The organism is Liquorilactobacillus nagelii DSM 13675, assembly GCF_019444005.1.
Lineage (GTDB): Bacteria > Bacillota > Bacilli > Lactobacillales > Lactobacillaceae > Liquorilactobacillus > Liquorilactobacillus nagelii.
The window spans coordinates 1,103,674-1,121,212 of the sequence record NZ_CP049304.1 but is presented as its reverse complement, the minus strand read 5'-3'; the positions used below and the strand labels follow the sequence as shown (position 1 = coordinate 1,121,212).

Annotated in this window: 15 protein-coding genes and 1 other RNA gene; 12 read left to right on the top strand and 4 right to left on the bottom strand. The window is 39.1% G+C overall.

Features of this window, described 5'->3' with window-relative positions:
• Positions 1-23 precede the first annotated feature (23 nt).
• Together mvaD and mvk are read right to left on the bottom strand one after the other, a co-directional pair.
• A complete protein-coding gene (mvaD, locus tag G6O73_RS05820; protein ID WP_057885548.1) occupies positions 24-998 on the bottom strand; it encodes a diphosphomevalonate decarboxylase in 975 nt (324 codons plus the stop codon).
• Complete coding sequence (gene mvk, locus G6O73_RS05815; protein WP_057885549.1) at positions 991-1,968, bottom strand: mevalonate kinase; 978 nt, start codon at positions 1,966-1,968, stop codon at positions 991-993. The genes mvaD and mvk overlap by 8 nt, the downstream gene beginning before the upstream one ends.
• A gap of 243 nt (positions 1,969-2,211) precedes the next feature.
• Here mvk and G6O73_RS05810 point away from each other — a divergent pair, with 243 nt between their 5' ends.
• From G6O73_RS05810 to nth, 6 genes are all read left to right on the top strand, one after another.
• Complete coding sequence (locus tag G6O73_RS05810; RefSeq protein WP_057885550.1) at positions 2,212-4,998, top strand: helicase C-terminal domain-containing protein; 2,787 nt, start codon at positions 2,212-2,214, stop codon at positions 4,996-4,998.
• Between the two features lie 87 nt (positions 4,999-5,085).
• Complete coding sequence (locus G6O73_RS05805) at positions 5,086-5,583, top strand: cell wall elongation regulator TseB-like domain-containing protein (RefSeq protein WP_057885551.1); 498 nt, start codon at positions 5,086-5,088, stop codon at positions 5,581-5,583.
• A 22-nt stretch (positions 5,584-5,605) separates the two neighbouring features.
• Positions 5,606-6,787 (top strand): pyridoxal phosphate-dependent aminotransferase, encoded by a 1,182-nt coding sequence (locus tag G6O73_RS05800; protein ID WP_057885552.1) that lies wholly within the window; start codon positions 5,606-5,608, stop codon positions 6,785-6,787.
• A gap of 12 nt (positions 6,788-6,799) precedes the next feature.
• Positions 6,800-8,101, top strand: coding sequence for an asparagine--tRNA ligase (gene asnS, locus G6O73_RS05795; protein WP_057885553.1), 1,302 nt, complete (start codon positions 6,800-6,802; stop codon positions 8,099-8,101).
• 86 nt (positions 8,102-8,187) lie between these two features.
• Positions 8,188-8,925 carry a DnaD domain-containing protein gene (locus tag G6O73_RS05790; RefSeq protein ID WP_057885554.1) on the top strand — a complete coding sequence of 246 codons (738 nt, stop codon included), beginning with the start codon at positions 8,188-8,190 and terminating at the stop codon, positions 8,923-8,925.
• Positions 8,925-9,563 (top strand): endonuclease III, encoded by a 639-nt coding sequence (nth, locus tag G6O73_RS05785; RefSeq protein WP_057885555.1) that lies wholly within the window; start codon positions 8,925-8,927, stop codon positions 9,561-9,563. The genes G6O73_RS05790 and nth overlap by 1 nt, the downstream gene beginning before the upstream one ends.
• Positions 9,564-9,617: 54 nt before the next feature.
• Here the strand turns inward: nth and G6O73_RS05780 are convergent, their stop codons facing one another.
• Entirely contained in the window at positions 9,618-11,942 is a 2,325-nt protein-coding gene (locus tag G6O73_RS05780; RefSeq protein ID WP_057885556.1) for a transglycosylase domain-containing protein, read from the bottom strand.
• A 14-nt stretch (positions 11,943-11,956) separates the two neighbouring features.
• Positions 11,957-12,580 (bottom strand): Holliday junction resolvase RecU, encoded by a 624-nt coding sequence (gene recU, locus G6O73_RS05775; protein WP_057885557.1) that lies wholly within the window; start codon positions 12,578-12,580, stop codon positions 11,957-11,959.
• 112 nt (positions 12,581-12,692) lie between these two features.
• Here recU and G6O73_RS05770 point away from each other — a divergent pair, with 112 nt between their 5' ends.
• From G6O73_RS05770 to G6O73_RS05745, 6 genes are all read left to right on the top strand, one after another.
• Entirely contained in the window at positions 12,693-13,256 is a 564-nt protein-coding gene (locus tag G6O73_RS05770; protein ID WP_057885558.1) for an SLOG family protein, read from the top strand.
• A 67-nt stretch (positions 13,257-13,323) separates the two neighbouring features.
• Positions 13,324-13,665, top strand: coding sequence for a cell division regulator GpsB (gpsB, locus tag G6O73_RS05765; RefSeq protein WP_057885559.1), 342 nt, complete (start codon positions 13,324-13,326; stop codon positions 13,663-13,665).
• 24 nt (positions 13,666-13,689) lie between these two features.
• Positions 13,690-14,058, top strand: an RNA gene (gene rnpB, locus G6O73_RS05760) — RNase P RNA component class B.
• Positions 14,059-14,129: 71 nt separating this feature from the next.
• The gene (locus G6O73_RS05755; RefSeq protein ID WP_057885561.1) at positions 14,130-15,272 is read left to right on the top strand and encodes a THUMP domain-containing class I SAM-dependent RNA methyltransferase; all 1,143 of its coding nucleotides are present in this window, start codon (positions 14,130-14,132) and stop codon (positions 15,270-15,272) included.
• A 93-nt stretch (positions 15,273-15,365) separates the two neighbouring features.
• Entirely contained in the window at positions 15,366-15,740 is a 375-nt protein-coding gene (locus G6O73_RS05750) for an EbsA family protein (RefSeq protein ID WP_057885562.1), read from the top strand.
• A gap of 110 nt (positions 15,741-15,850) precedes the next feature.
• Positions 15,851-17,509 carry a formate--tetrahydrofolate ligase gene (locus G6O73_RS05745; protein ID WP_057885563.1) on the top strand — a complete coding sequence of 553 codons (1,659 nt, stop codon included), beginning with the start codon at positions 15,851-15,853 and terminating at the stop codon, positions 17,507-17,509.
• Positions 17,510-17,539 lie beyond the last annotated feature (30 nt).

Genomic DNA, 17,539 nt, shown 5'->3' with positions numbered 1-17,539 from the left:
CATGTCCCTTCGACAAATAGTTTTTAACATTCAATAAGTTTAACACCTGGACCTGGAAAAGCTTCAACAATTTGTTCTGGTGTAAAAGCAGTTGACAAAGCCCGAATAATTTGAGGACTTTCAGCCTTTGAGCAAATAACTTTAACATTTGGTCCAGCATCTAATGTATAATAACAGCAAATTCCCTCTGAACGCAACTTTTCAATAATTTCCATTGCAACTAAGCTAGCTGGCTCGAAATAAGAAAAGGGTGGTCGAGCACTTAAATTCAAAGCATGCATTCGGAGAGCGTTTGATTCAGCTAACTGGCCTAATAATTGTAAGTTATGCTCTTTAACAGCCTGAATGGCAGCTGATAAGTCTTGATTAGTGCTGGTTATCCAAGCAGGATAGTATGGTGAGGTTGTAACTACTCGTTGCATACCCGTTCGACTGGAAATCTTTTTTTGTTGTCGATCGATAATCACTGCCAGCATTTCGATATCCCAATCAACTTTTTCATCAATCGGAATAGCGTAAGAATCTAAATCAGAAGTTCCTGGTTGCCATTCAACGAATCCACCATAGATCGACCGTGTCGCAGAACCAGAACCACGCCGCGCTAAACGAGAAAGTTCGCGTCGCGTTAAATTTAAACCAGCTGCGGTGCTTGCAGCTAATGCAAGCGCAGCAAAGGCCGATGCAGAAGAAGCTAACCCGGCTGCATTTGGAACATGATTACTGGAATAAATTCGAGCAAATCCTGCTTGTGGGTTCATTTGCCGAACTAGGTCTAAAAAGGGAGTGATTTTTGTTGTCTCAATTTTCTTTTGATCTAAATAAAAAGTATCTTCAGTATATATCGAGTTAAATTCAACAGTTGTGTCGGTGTAGAAGTGATCAAGTGTTAACGAAAGACTGCCATTCATTGGAAGCATTAATTGTTGATCCTTTTTACCCCAATATTTAATTAAAGCAATATTTGTATGTGCACGAGCACTTGCTATTTGACTAGTCATTAAAATTCTCCTTTAGCGCTAGGGGTTGAATCCAATAATTAGCAGCTCCAGCCTCTGTTAAGACTTGAGCTGCTGTTTGAGCTGCTTTTTCGCTGGGCATTAAACAAATGAAGCAACCACCACGGCCACCGCCAGTTAGTTTACTGCCCAGTGAGCCTAATTTTAGACTTAAATCGATTAATTTATCCAAACGAGGACTGCTGACTCCTAGAGCAGCCAAAGCCTTTTGGGCAGCACAAAAGGTCTGGCCTAAACCGATGGAATCATTTTGGGCTAATTGTTGGCGGGCTGCATAAGCCAAGTTTTCTAAATCACTTAATAAAAGTGTTGTTTTTAATGGAAAATTGATCATGCGTTGTTTAACACTGGCAACTGCCGCGACAGTTTTGCCTTTAATACCACTATCACAAATTAATAGCCAAGCATCAAGATTGATGGGAATGGTTAGTAACTGCTTACCTTTAATCATCCAGATCGGTTGTGAACTAGCAGAAGTTGCGGCGTCTAACCCACTGGGATTACCATGAGTATCGGTTTCAGAAATATTGGTCAACTGCAATAATTTTGTTTGGGTTAGTGGTTGTTGGAAATAATTGTAGAGAGCACGAGTGACGGCGATTGCTGCCGCTGCTGAAGATCCCATTCCACGCTCTTCGGGTAATTGACTGCTAATTTTAATCTTTAAACCGCATTCGCTGCTATAATCAAATAATTTTTCTGTTAAAATATAACGAATTAAATGTTGTAAGCCTAACATATTTTCTGGCAGGTTGTTTAAATCACCAGAAAAATAGCGACACTCGATTAAAACCTGCTTTTTTTCAAGCGGTTCAATGATCACTTTAGTCTTGACCTCTGATAATGGCAGTGCGATTGAGGGCTTGCCATAAACAACTGAATGTTCTCCTATTAAGATTATTTTGGCATGGCTTTGTCCCAGACCAAATTTTTTGTTTCTATTAGAAGCCAAAACGGATAGCTCCTTTTCCTTTTTTAATTTCACAATAATAATAATACTACAAAAATGGAATTTAAAAACTAAATATATCTTAAACAAACTAATCGTTAGTTAAAGCCCCTTGATTTATCAGTTTGAATACACTTGGCTAACATCAATTTCCTAAATTGACCTATGGATCGATAATTCAATTTTTTTAATCGGCTGAATATGCTAAAATCAATCTTGGATTCTTTTTCGGAGAGGCGGATAAATATGAAATCTGGAGTAACTTATGCGGTTGTTGATTTAGAAACAACTGGGACTGAATTAACCGGTAAACGGCGCTTGATTCAGTTTAGTTGTGTTTTTTTGAAAAACCGAAAAATTATTAATAGTTTTAATACTTTGGTCAATCCACAGCAACCGCTGTCAGCAGAAATTCAACAGTTAACCAAGATTAAGCCGGAAAAGCTGCGCAAAGCTCCTTTATTTGAAGATGTGGCAGCAACGATTTACGCTTTGCTGCAAAATACAACTTTTGTTGCCCATAATATTAATTTTGACTACAATTTTTTAAATTTAGAACTCGAACGAGTGGGCTACCCATCGCTAAATTTAGCTGGAATTGATACGGTTCAATTGAGTCAAACCCTTTTACCGACACTCCCTAGTTTTAAACTGAACTATTTAAGTGAATATTTGAATTTGACCCACGCTCGTCCGCATCAAGCTGATAGTGATGCTGCAGCTACGGCTGAACTGTTTTTGCTACTGCAGCAAATGATAAATCAACTGCCATTAGAAACTTTAAACATTCTATGTCAATTTCGCAATGCCTTTTTACGGCAAACTGGTGATTGTTTTGTTGAAGCTCAGCAGCAAAAGAAGCAGCAGCAAACAGCTCTGCCTGATTATTTGATTAAGGTTGAAAATTTAATTTTGCGTCGCAATACTTTTCAAAGTGAAGTTCAACAAAAAAGTGAATATCCGCTAACTGACCGAGCAAAACAACAGCTTTTTGCTGGCTTATTGGATTGGCGCCAGCCGCAAGCAGAAATGATGGATTCATTACATCAAGCTCTAAATCAACAAATTCCTAAACTATTAGTTGAAGCTCCAACTGGCTTAGGCAAGTCATTAGGCTACTTAGTGCCAGCATTGTACGAAACAGCCCCAGGCCGTAGTTGTGTTGTCAGTACTGCTACGACGGCCTTGCAAAGTCAATTAGTTGATCAAGTGATACCATTGCTACAGCAGTTATTACCGTTTAATTTTAATGTCGCTGTATTTAAAGGAAGCTTCCATTATTTAGATTTAGCCAAATTTTCAACTGCTTTAAAGCAGCCCCAAAGTGGTCAATCACGTTTGCTACAATTGCGGATTTTGATTTGGCTGTTAGTTACAAAAACCGGCGATTTGGCCGAATTGCATTTGACGAAGTATCAAGATCCATTGTTTGAGCAAATTAGGCATACTGGTTGGTCAAGCTTAAATCCTGAAAGTCCTTTTAATGCTTATGATTTTTTGAAACAACAGCGCCAGCAGCTGCAAGAAGCCGATTTAATCGTGACTAATCACGCCTATTTGATGCAACATGCAGCTGAGTTAGGAAATCAGCAACGTTTTTTAATTATTGATGAAGCACAGCATTTAAACCAAACTGCTTTGCAGGCTAGTCAGCAACAGTTAGACTTTGATCAAATTAAAATACAAAGTGATACTTTATTGGTTATGATGCAGTCACAGCAGTCATTTTCATTAGAAGATTTGATTGTTCAAGGCCTGTTACCAGTACAGCAAGCACGCAAGCTAATTCACCTTGTTCGAATCATTGACCAGCAGGTTCCAGAGCTGCGTGAAAAAATTATTAGGCGATTTATTTTGCCGCAAAAAAGTTCGACAACCATTTTTGAAGACTTTATTTCGCTAAATGATTTATATGGCTTTTTGAAAGAAAATATTAATCAATTTCAAGCAGTTACCAGAGCAACAGAGCAGTTGCTTGAGTTATTCTTGAAATTACAAAAAAAATTCAAGTCGGCAACTTTCAGCCAGCGACTTGATACAACAGCAGCGAATTTTTTGGCAGAGCTTTTTGATTGGCTAACTCAACTTTTGCAGGAATTAACAGCTTGGCAATATTTTGATTTGTCACAAGTTGAGCAGTGGGGGAAGTCTAGTTATTTGAAATTACGGCTTCCGTTAACTCATGAGGCAGCACATCTACACGCTTTATTTGGGGCGTTTCAAACTACTGATTTTTTGGAAAATCAAATCTATCAAAACTTTGATCAGACGATTTTCATTGGAGCTAGCTTGACCTTGCCTCATAAAAAGCAAAATTTCAGCTGCCAACAGCTGGATTTACCAGCTACGACACCGTTTATCAAATTACCAGATCTCTTTGATTATCAGAGTCAAGCACTGGCTTTGATTGGTAGTGATGGTCCAGATATCGTCAATCAGCGTTCAGCTTATGTAAACTATTTGGTTAGTTCTTTGACCGAGATTCTTTTGCAGGCGCCGGCTAAACAGACAATGATTTTATTTAATTCGCAAGCGGCACTAGAAACTGTTTACCAAGAATTACAAAATAATCAAGTTGGGGTTGAGCGTCAGTTATTAGCACAAGGAGTTACTGGCAGTAACGAAAAAATCATCAAGAATTTTACTTTAGGATCTAAAATGGTTTTATTGGGTACAGGTACCTTTTGGGAAGGAATTGATTTACCGCAAGATCAACTTGAAGAATTAATTATTGCCCAGTTGCCATTTTCATCACCAGATACACCACTAAATCAATTAAGATTTAAAAAAATGCGTCAGCAGCAACAATCACCATTTTGGGACTATTCATTGCCTGAAGCTATGCAGCGATTGCAACAAGGCGTTGGCCGGCTGATTAGAACTCCAACCGATCGCGGGGTAGTAATTATTTTGGATAGCAGGATTGTTACGCGAAAGTATGGTCAGCAACTGCAGCAAGCTTTACCGGCGGCTATGCCCTTGAAAATTTTAGAGACCGATCAGATATCTAAGGAATTAGCAAAGTTTTGGTGAAAATTAGTTAACTGGGTTCAAAAAAAAAGAGTTTATTGCTATAATTAAGCGGTAGTTTATAAGAATTTTTGGAAAAGAGAGGCATTCATGAGAAGAGCTGATCAACATCGAAATCAACTGATAAGAACAATTGCTTGGGCATTATTAGTTCTCGTGGTTGTCGGGGCGGGGATTATCTATTGGCAAGCAGCGGCACCGTTGAATGATGCTAAAAAAAGTGCGGTGGCCATGGCTGAAAAATATGGTAAGTTAAAATCAACTTCAGCGTTTTACTGGTATAATCGTCAACAAACTTATTATACGGTTGCGGGTAAAAACCAGGCTAACCAGTCAGTTTATGTAATGGTGGCGCAAAAAGGTGGTCATATCAATATCTATCAGCAAAGTAGTGGCATTACTAGTCAACAGGCACAACAGACTGTAAAAAGCAGTCAGCATCCGCGCAAAATTGTTAAAACAGCTTTCGGTAAATGGAAGAAACAGGCGGTTTGGGAAGTTACCTATGTCAATAAAAATGGGCGGATGTGTTACACTTTGCTCAGCTTCAAAAACGGTTCACTAGTTAAAACAATTCAAAATATCTGATGATAAAGGAGCCTTTTGATCAATGAAATTTGCAAAAAGAGTATTGCAGGCCTCACCATCAGCAACTCTAGCTCTCTCTGCTAAGGCTAAACAAATGGTAGCAGATGGGATCGATGTTATTAATCTTGGTGTTGGCGAGCCCGATTTTCAAACATCAGCAGCAATTAAACAAGCGGCAATTAAAGCAATTAATGATGGTAAAGCTGATTTCTACACCCCAGCTAATGGGATTTTGCCTTTGCGACAGGCAATTTGTGATCGATTGAAAGCTGACTTCGGTGTGACTTTTCAACCGGATCAGGTTACAGTAACTGTTGGTGGCAAATTTTCATTGTATGTTCTGGCCCAGACCTTATTTGAGTCAGGGGATGAGGTTTTAATTCCACTTCCTTATTGGGTCAGTTATGGCGAACAAATAAAATTGGCGGACGCACAACCAATTTTTGTGCAGCCTAAATCAAGCAGTAAGGTTACGGTAGCAGAGTTGGAATCAGCTCGGACTTCTAAGACACGCGCTGTGATCATTAATTCACCACAGAATCCAAGTGGATTGGTTTATTCTAAAGCTGAACTAATGGCGATTGGTGAGTGGGCAGTGGAACATGATGTGATTTTACTGGCAGATGATATGTATGGCAAACTAGTTTATAACGGAAATAAGTTTACCTCATTAATCCAATTATCTGAGCCAATTAGACGGCAAACAATCTTGGTGAGTGGTTTATCTAAAGCTTATGCAATGACGGGGTGGCGAATCGGTTACACAGTTGCAGATCAAGCTGTTATTAGTAAAATGAACACAATTATTAGCCATGCAACCAGCAATTTGGCAGCTGTTAGTCAGTATGCAGCACTGGCTGCTTTGACTGGTGATCAGTCTGTGGTCGAAAAAATGCGCCAAGCATTTGAGCAACGGCTTAATACAATTTATCCGGAACTGATAGCAATTCCTGGTTTTGAGTTACCGCAAAAACCTGAGGGAGCTTTCTATCTGTTTCCGAAAGTAGCGGCTGCCGTAAAAATGGCTGGGTTTAGTTCTACAGAAGAATTTGCAACAGCGTTACTAGAACAGGCCCATGTAGCTGTTGTGGCTGGTGTTGGTTTTGGGATGCCAGATCATCTTCGCTTAAGCTATGCTACTGATTTAAAGAGTTTACAAACCGCAATTAAGCGGATTAAAGAATTTATGCAACAGTTTGTTTAGGAGGAATAGAGTTTGGATACGATCAATATTATCGACGCTAAAAATCATGTTGACCAGGAAGTTAAGATCGGTGTTTGGTTAACTAATAAGCGTTCGAGTGGGAAAATTGCTTTTTTGCAATTGCGTGACGGAACCGCCTATTTTCAAGGGGTAGTTGTCAAAAGCGTTGTTGGTGAAGAAATGTTCAAGTTAGCCAAAGAGTTGCGCCAGGAAGAAAGCTTTTATGTTACCGGTACAATTCATGAAGATACTCGTTCACATTTTGGTTATGAAATCGAAATTTCACAGGTTGAAAAAGTCGGTTCAAGTGAAGATTATCCAATCACCCCTAAAGAGCATGGAGTAGACTTTTTGATGGATCACCGTCATTTATGGTTACGCTCGAAAAAGCAGTTTGCAATTATGAAAATTCGCAACGAAATGATTCGTGCAACTTATGAATTCTTTAATCGCAATGGTTTTATCAAAATTGATGCTCCAATTTTAACTGGTTCTGCTCCAGAAGGAACAACTGAACTTTTCCACACTAAGTATTTTGATCGTGATGCCTATTTATCACAATCGGGTCAGTTATACGAAGAAGCCGGTGCAATGGCCTATGGCAAGGTATTTTCTTTTGGACCAACTTTTCGAGCTGAAAAATCAAAAACCCGCCGTCATTTGATTGAATTTTGGATGGTTGAACCTGAAATGGCGTTCATGCATCAAGAACAAAGTTTGGAAATTCAAGAACGGTATATTGCCTTTTTGGTTCAGGGAGTTCTAGACAATTGTCAATATGAGCTTAAATTATTGGATCGTGATCCAAAAGTATTGGAAAAATATACTAAACTACCTTATCCGCGGATTTCTTATGACGAAGCAATAAAATTATTGCAAGATTCTGGTGAATTTGGTAATTTGGAGTGGGGTGTTGATTTTGGTTCTCCTGAAGAAACATATTTGGCTGAACATTTTCAACTACCAGTTTTTGTTATGAACTATCCAAAAGCAATTAAACCATTTTATATGAAACCTCATCCAACACGCGATGATGTGGTAATCTGTGCTGATTTATTAGCACCTGAAGGCTACGGCGAAATTATCGGTGGTTCAGAACGGGCTGTTGATCCAGAATATTTAACTGAGCAAATTAAAAAGGCTGGCTTAAATGAAGCTGATTACCAGTGGTATCTTGATCTACGACGCTACGGTAGTGTGCCGCATGCTGGGTTTGGCTTAGGTCTAGAAAGAGCAGTAACTTGGATTACTGGTGAAGAACATATTCGTGAATCAATTCCATTCCCACGGCTGTTGAATCGAATTTATCCGTGATCGAATTCAAATATTTTTTAAAGAAGCGGCAAGTGCCGAGTGTTTCGGCCTTGGCGCTTTTATTACCTATAAAGGGGGAATGCTAGATGGAAAAAGCTTTAAAACAGTTTTTACAGGCTGGAAATATGACCGTTGCTAACTTACTGTTGCAAAATTATCGTCAGTTGGGAATGAATGAGCAAGAATTGGTTTTGTTTTTAGAACTTAGCAGCTCGATTCAAGCTGGTGATTCTTTTCCAGCTATTGACCAGATTGCCAGTTACATGCACTGTGATTCAAATCAGCTTTATCAGTTATTACACCGGCTTTTTGAGAAAAAATTGTTGGAGATTAAATCTGTTACTGATGAAAACGGCAAAAGCCATGATGTTTATCAATTTGATTTAATGTATGAAAAGCTTTTCTGGCTGTTACGGCAAAAAGACCAGCAAACGCAGCAGCAGATTTTAGTAGTTGATCAGAGTGAAATTTTTCAGGCAATCGAAAAAGAATTCGGTCGAACCTTATCACCGATTGAAATGGAAACTATTGAACAATGGTTTTCTGAAGATCATTATCAGCCTGAGTTGATTTTACTGGCTCTACGTGAAGCAGTGCTCAGTCAAGCTTATAGTTTGAAATATATTGATCGAGTTTTATTAAGTTGGGAGAAAAAAAACATCAAAACCGCAGCTCAAGTTCAGCAGCTGAAAGAGCAACAGCGCGAGCGGCGACTGCAACGCCAGCAGACTAATTTCAGTCAACGGGCTGCTGCAGCTAAAAAGCCTAAGATTCCCTTACAACGCTGGGCGCACTCGGATAATCCGGCAGGGGGTGATGATTGATGTTGACAGCTAGTCAAACTCAGCAGGCAATTAAAATTATGGGTCAGAAATTTCCTGATGCAACTACGTCTTTGGTGGCTGACACTCCGTTTCATTTTTTGCTGGCAGTTATTCTAAGTGCTCAAACAACCGATAAAGCTGTTAATCGTTTGACTCCCCAACTTTTTGCCCGTTACCCAACACCTGAATCACTTGCAACTGCAACCGAATGTGAAGTGATACCATTAATTAAAACAATTGGATTATATCGCAATAAGGCTAAACATTTGATTGGTTGTGCTCAAGGACTGGTTAGTAAATTTTCCAGTCAAGTTCCGCAAACCAGATCGGAGTTAATGCAATTAGCTGGTGTTGGTCAGAAAACGGCTAATGTTATCTTAGCTGAATGCTTTAATATTCCTGCCCTAGCTGTTGATACTCACGTTTCTCGTGTTGCTCGTCGTTTAGCGATGGTGTCACCACAAGCTAAGGTCGCAGAGATTGAAAAAACTCTCAAGCAAAAATTACCGTCTGAAAGCTGGATAGCAGCTCATCATCGTATGATTTATTGGGGCAGGTATCAATGTATGGCACGTAAGCCTTTGTGTGAGTCTTGTCCACTATTATCGCTTTGCGCGTTTGGAAAAAAACAAGTTTAAAAAAATCCGCTGATTTTATTCAGCGGATTTTTTGCTTTTAATTTTGCTGTTAGATCAAGGATTCTTAGTCTGGTTGTTATTATTGGTAGTAGTTGAGCTTGAGCTCGATGAACTTGGTTCTGATGAGCTGCTTGAAGTCTCACTGCTGTTTGACGAGCTAGGCTCTACTGTACTGCTTGATGGTTCACTGCTGCTTGATGAACTACTTGATGAACTGCTTGAGAAAACGCTACTTGATGAAACCATTGAGCTGATTGATGAACTAGAACTTGAACTAGAGCTACTGGATGATGAACTAGATGAACTATCATCGCTATCACTATCAGCAGTGGTGGCTCCTGGTGAACCAGCTAGATATAATTCTCTGACGCCATTAACGTACTTGACATAGACATTACTTGGTCGTTTCCAATCAGTATTAGTCTTGCCTTCTGAAATGTAAGACATGGCATTTTTATAGAAGTAAGAAGCTATTTCAGCGGTTGCCGGCGTTAAATAATTTCCAGTCTCGTATTGATGATCATAACCGACCCAAACGGAAATTGAATAATGCTTGGTATAGCCATTGAACCACGAATCCATATCCGCATTGCTAGGGAACTTAGAAGCAACGTCATCGGGATAACTGTTGGTTCCGGTTTTTCCAGCTTGATATAAGCCGCTAATGTTGGCAGCTTTCCCAGTACCTAAGGAACTAGTAATTACATCTTTTAACATATCGGTAATCATATAAGCCGTTGAAGACTGCATTACTTGAGTGCCACTAGATGAAAAGCTCTTGGTTTCGCCATCATTGGTTTCAACACTGCGAATATAACTTGGCTTGTAGTAAGTACCTCCATTGGCAAAGGCCGCATAACCGGCCGCATTTTGCAAGGTGGAAGAATACAAACCAATCCCATTTTGAAATTCCAATGTTTTGCTGTAATTGAATCCCAACTTACTAATGAAATTCTGGGCTTTAGTAATCCCGACAGCTTGTAAAGCACGAATGGCGGGAATATTTCGTGACTGAACTAAAGCACTTCGCATAGTAATTGATCCTTGATATTCATGATCAAAATCGTATAACGAAATATTAGTTCCAGGATAGGTATACTTAGTATCCTTTAGTTTTTGATAGGTAGCCCAACTGAGATTCTCAATCGCCGGTCCATAGTCCATCAAGGGCTTAGCAGTTGAACCGTTTGTTCGATCTGTTTGGACTGCTCGGTTAAGACCGAAAGTAACGTTGCCGGTTTTTCGTCCACCAATCATGGCTACAATCGCACCGTTATTTGGATTAACGATAGTTGAAGCAATTTGCAATCGATTATCTGGATAAGAAATATAATTATCAGTATTGGCTAACTGATATAAATGTTTTTGAGCATTCATATTTAAGTTTGTGTAGACTTTCAATGAATTGGTATACGGATTGTAACCCTTAGCCTTTAAATCTTCAATAACTTGCTTGATATAAGAATCCGCAATTTTTTCATTGCTGTTAGTGTTTTCTGAATTATGAGTTTGAACTAATCCCGTAGTAATACTTTCAGCTTCAGCTTGACTAGCTTGAGCCGACGTAATTTTTTTATTAGCAACCATTGCACTTAAAACTTCATTCCGTCGTTGAGTAGCAAGTTTCGGATTAGTGTATGGATTATAGTCGGTTGGTGCGTTAGGAATTCCTGCAATTAAAGCGGTTTGAGCTAAGTCCAGCTGCTTGAGCGATTTGCCGTAATAGTAATGGGCGGCTGTTTGCATTCCGTAATTACCAAAACCCATAAAGACCTTATTAACATAGAAAGTTAAAATTTGCTCTTTACTATAGGTATTATCAAGTTTTAATGCTAACCAAGCTTCTTGGGCTTTCCGTTTAAAGGTTTGATCAGAGCGTTTGGTTGAAAAATATGATAATTTAATTAATTGCTGATCCAATGTACTTCCGCCTTGGAGTCCACTTGAAGAACCAGTTAAATTTGCTAGGGCAGCTCCAGCAATTCGCACTGGGTCAATCCCGTGATGTTTGTAAAATCGTCGGTCTTCAATTGAAACTACGGCGTCTTTTAATTGCTGGGGAATTTGACTACTGGAAACATAACGCCGATTTTCAGTACCTAAACTCATAATTTTTTTATTATCAGCATCATAAAAAACAGTGGATCCACTACTACGTAAATTCTGCTCACTTAAAACGGGAGCGTTTTTTGCGTACATAAAAAATAAAGTTGCGCCCAGCGCAATTCCAATTTCTAACAAAATAATTAGACTAAGAAATAATCGCTTAAAAAAAGTACCAATTGGTGAGCTGGGTTTGCGCTTTTTTGGTAGCGGTCGGCGCTTTTTCACTGGTCGCTCATGCTTGGCTCGTGAGTAATTTGAATTCTGCTTGTTCATGCTGTACTCCTTCTTTATTTCAGTTGTTCAATCAACAAATCAACTTTGGTTAAATAAGGGATTAAAGGCTGGTACCCATATTTAATAGAAAAGCCCTGACTGCTGATTACTTTTTTGGGAATTGATTTCCGCTTAGTTGTTTGTTTTTCCCAGTAGCTAAATAAAATTGCGGCTGGCAGGAGAAACAATTCCTGAGTCGAGGAAAACTTTATAATAGTAAAACAAATGCCTCCTTGTTGAGTGCAAGCTTGCATGTGCTTGATTTGATGGGGATGAAAATTACTGAGCGGAAATGAAGTGTGATTGCGGGTTTCCTTGGCTTCAAAATCCAAATAGTATCCCTGATAAACGCCGTTATAATCAGTTGTTGATGCTTGTTTAAAATAAGCTTCTTTAATAACAGCAGCACTACGTCTGGGATAATCGACTTGAACAATTTGAATCGGAACTGGTTTTTTATGGATCACCGCTTGATGATGGTCTAAATAATATTGGTTAGTAGTGTTCAATTCATCTTCTAAAGACATCCCGCGATTACCGAAAATGATTTGTTCATTTTTAGCAGAATGCGAATTGTTTTCGTATTTTAAATTGGTAGGCGGTCGATAGGATTGACCATTTGGATAACGAATAACCATGCTTTTCACTTCCATTCGACTTATTATACCAACTTGGCAGAAAGTTGGCAAAAACCGCCGCTTCAGCTTGAAAATAAATAACGTGTTAAAATATGGCTGGTAGGTGAATTTTATGAAATTGTGGTTGACAGGTTATCGAAATTATGAAATGAATATTTTTCAACCAACTGATCGACGCATTAAAATTTTGCGTGAATTAATTAAAGAGCAATTACAAGAAAAAATTTACAACGGCTTAGAATGGTTGCTAATTGGTGGAGAACCAGGAATTGAACAGTGGGGTGCCGAAGCCGGGATAGCTTTAAAAAAAAGTGAACCATCATTAAAGATTGCTTTGATGTTACCCTACAAAGAATTTGGCAATCGCTGGAAACCGGAAAGGCAAGATCAGTTAAGCCAATTGAAAAGTCAAGTGGATTTTGTTGGAGAAGTTAGTCAGCAATCGTATACTTCACCACAACAGCTTCGTAATTGGCAGCAGTTTATGTTGAAACATACTGATGAAGCATTGATGATCTACGATTTGCAATATCCTGGCAAAAGTCAATATGCTTATCAAGCTATAAAAAGGTATCAAGATTCCAATGATTACAATTTAGATTTGCTTGATATGGATTGGTTGGAAGTCAGCAGTCAGGACTATTTAACTGAAAATACAGAAAAAGATTTGCAATAATTTCTGAGTTTGGTATAATAGATAAAGTTTCAGGTTGAGTTTCCAGATGAATATGAGGTGCATTTCTGTGGAAAAGATAAATTTTACTCCGAAAGATATCGTTGACAAACATTTTCGTCCAAAGATGCGGGGGTATGATCCAGCTGATGTTGATGAGTTTTTGGATGATGTCATTAAGGACTATGAAACTTATTCCAAAGAGACTCAACGGCTGCAGATGGAAAATGATCGTTTGGTCAGCCAAGTTGATGAATTGACAAAACAATTGTCAGTCAGCAAAACGGGTCAGGCTAGTCGGCCAGTTTCAAATGTAACTAATATGGATATCCTGAAGCGATTATCAAATTTAGAGCGGCACGTTTTTGGCGCTCAGTTAAATGATGATGATCAGCCAAATAATCATTTTTAGATGATTGAATAAAAATATTTTGTAGGTTTCTGGTAATCGCGGTCTGCTTTAAGCAGGCTGAGGAAAGTCCAAGCTTGCACAAGCTGAGATGCTTGTAGTGATCGTGCTCGCTGAAAAAATAAGGCGGGGTACCTTTTTAGGTAACGGCAAATAAAAGGGCTAAGGTTTCGGCTATGCCTGAGTAGTTTTGAAAAGTGCCACAGTGACGAAGCAGTATTGGAAACAATACTGATGGAACGCGGTAAACCCCACGAGCAGGTAACCCAAATTATGGTAGGGGCGCTTCATGTCGGAAATGAACTAAGCATGGGGGCAGGCAATTGCCTGGAGATAGATGATTACCACCGATTCTGGTTCCTGGATCAGATGACGTACGGAACGTGGCTTATAGAGGCTTACAACTTACAGGAAAGGTAGGGAGCTCAGTGTTCCTTGCCTTTTTATTTTGGAAATGGGGCGTAGAAATGAAAAAATTTAATTTAATTGCCGCTTGTGCGGCCGGAATTGAAAGTGTTGTTGGAAATGAATTGCGTCATCTAGGTTATCAAGTTCAGGTTGAAAACGGTCGAGTACGTTTTCAAGGCACAATTGAAGATGTTCTTAAAACCAATCTGTGGTTGCGGACGGCAGATCGAATTAAAATAGTGATGGCTGAGTTTCCGGCTAAAACGTTTGATCAATTATACGAAGAAACAAAACAAGTTGCCTGGGATGAGTTGTTGCCAATGGATGCTGCTTTCCCGGTTGCTGGTCGTTCACAAAAGTCTCAATTGCATAGCGTTCCTGATGTCCAAGGAATTGTTAAAAAAGCCGTGGTTGATAAATTAGCTCAAGTTTATCATCGACATGGACATTTGCCAGAAACTGGAGCGGTTTTTCCCTTAGAAGTTGCCATTAATAAGGATCAAGTCTTATTGACCTTAGATACAACTGGTTCCAGTTTATTCAAACGTGGATATCGGATTGAAAAAGGGCCCGCTCCTTTAAAAGAAAACTTTGCCGCGGCTTTAATCTACTTAGCTCATTGGTATCCAGAAAAACCATTTATCGATCCGGTTTGTGGTTCAGGAACTTTACCAATTGAAGCAGCCTTAATCGGACACAATATTGCTCCGGGGTTTAAACGTAACTTTACTTGTGAAACATGGCCCTGGGTTGCCGCAGAGCTAAGTCAGCGAATCCGTGAAGAAGCGGCTGATTTAGCTGATTACGATCGCAAATTAGAAATTACCGGTTTGGATATTGATGGTCAGATGATTACAATTTCACGCTTGAATGCGCGGCAGGCTGGCTTGAGTAAAAAAATTACTTTTAAGCAGCAAGCTGTTAAGGATTTCAAAACAACGTTAACTGAGGGGGTAATTGTAGCCAATCCTCCATATGGGCAACGATTGAGCGATCAACGTGAGGTTCGACAATTATATCAGCAGATGGGAGAAGTTTTTCGTCCCTTAACGACCTGGAATAAATACTTTTTAACTAGCGATTTGCTGTTTGAAAATTTCTACGGTCAACGGGCTAACAAGCGGCGGAAATTATATAATGGTGCATTGCGAACGGACTTATTTCAGTATTGGGGTAAGAAAAAAAGGCAACCTAAAGATTAAATTTTAATCAATTACTAGCTGATATTTGAGTTTTCGCTGATGGAACAGTTATACTGAAGAAAATAACCAGTTTAAGCGGGTGAAATATTAAGCATGAAAAAAAGATTTCTTTATCAACCAGATCTTCCCACAACAATTATTTGTTGGTCCTACAGTCTGATCGTTTTGCTAATCAGTATTTTATTGTGGTTAGAGATTACTGTTTTTCAAATTTGGACAGTATTAGTTTTCTTGTTATTTTTGGTGATTGCTGGATTGCAAATCTTCTTTCGGCGTGTTGAAGTTACTACTCAAGAGTTGATTTTGCATACTGTAATCCCGCAAAATACCAAAAAGTTTACGCTGGCCGAGATTAGCGATTTACAATTACAATGGTACGGTTTGTCATTTAATACTAAATATCGGCAGCAACAATTAGTGTTAACACCAAAAAGTAAGAAAAATCTGTATAATATATTAAAAAAATAATTTATTGTCCGGATTTTAATTATTAAAATGCTATTTTTAGTGATAAATTAATGACAGTTGTCGTTTTTTAATTTATACTGAAGTCATCAACCAAGGGGAGGATTTCATCAGTGACAGACATAGAGATTGCACAGCAGACCAAGATGGAAAAAATTACACAGGTCGCAGCTAAACTTGGATTAGCTGCTGATCAAATTGAACAGTACGGTGATTATAAAGCTAAAATTAAATTAAATGCTGACCAAGTAGCTAAATCATTTGGAAAATTAGTTTTGGTAACTTCAATTAATCCAACACCAGCTGGTGAGGGAAAGTCGACCGTAACAGTCGGGTTAGGTGATGCTTTAGCTCAACTGAAGCAAAAAACAGCAATTGCTTTGCGTGAACCGTCTTTAGGACCAGTGATGGGGATGAAAGGCGGAGCAACGGGTGGTGGTTATTCACAAGTTGTTCCAATGGAAGACATTAATCTGCATTTTACTGGCGATATGCATGCCTTAACGACAGCTAACAATACTTTGTCTGCTTTGATTGATAATCATATTTATCAGGGCAATCACTTGAATCTTGATCCACGGCGAATTTTGTGGAAACGAGTCTTGGATATTAATGATCGAGCATTGCGCCATATTGTGATCGGTCTCGGAAGCCCGACCTCAGGAGTTCCACGTGAAGATGGTTTTGATATTACTGTTGCAAGTGAATTGATGGCAATTTTGTGTTTGGCTGAGAATCTAGCTGATTTAAAACGGCGAATTGGGCGAATTGTTATTGGGTATACTTATGATAAACAACCAGTCACGGTTGCTCAACTGAAAGTTACAGATGCGATTTCTCTTTTACTTAAAGATGCGATTAAACCTAACTTAGTACAAACTTTAGCACATACACCGGCAATTATTCATGGAGGTCCATTTGCGAATATAGCCCATGGTTGCAATAGTGTTTTAGCAACCCAAACAGCGCTGAGACTAGCTGATTATACGGTTACTGAATCAGGTTTCGGTGCCGATTTAGGTGCTGAAAAATTCATGGATATTAAAGCTCCTGTTTTGGGAAAAACACCTGATGCGGTTGTAATCGTGGCGACAGTTCGTGCTTTGAAAATGCATGGTGGTGTAGCTAAGGATCAATTAGCTACCGAAAATATTCCAGCTTTAAAGACCGGTTTTGCTAATTTGAAACGACACATTGCCAGCATGAAACGTTATGGGGTACCAGTCGTGGTAGCAATTAATCAGTTTACTGCTGATACAGCAGCAGAACTGGCTGAATTAAAAGCACTCTGCCAGCAGAATAATACTTCAGCTTCGGTTGCTAATGTTTGGGCTAAAGGTGGCACTGGAGCACTTGAATTAGCTGAACAAGTTTTAAAATTGACGGCACAAAAAACTGAGTTCATTCCACTGTATCAGCCTGAAATGGAATTGGAAGAAAAAATCAAGCAAATAGTCACCCAGATTTATGGTGGCCGTGGAGTTGAATTTAGCGCTAAGGCTAAGCGACAGTTACGTCAGTTTAAGCAGCAAGGCTGGGATAAGCTGCCAGTATGTATGGCTAAAACCCAATATTCATTGTCAGACAACCCCAAACTGATTGGAGAACCAACTGATTTTACGATTCATGTTCGCGAATTGGTGCCAAAATTGGGAGCTGGATTTATTGTAGCCTTGACTGGCAATGTTTTGACAATGCCTGGTTTACCTAAAGTTCCCGCAGCGGCCAAAATGGCTTTAGCAGATGATGGGACAATCAGTGGATTATACTAAAAAAACGATTTTCTAAAGTATGTCAAGTCT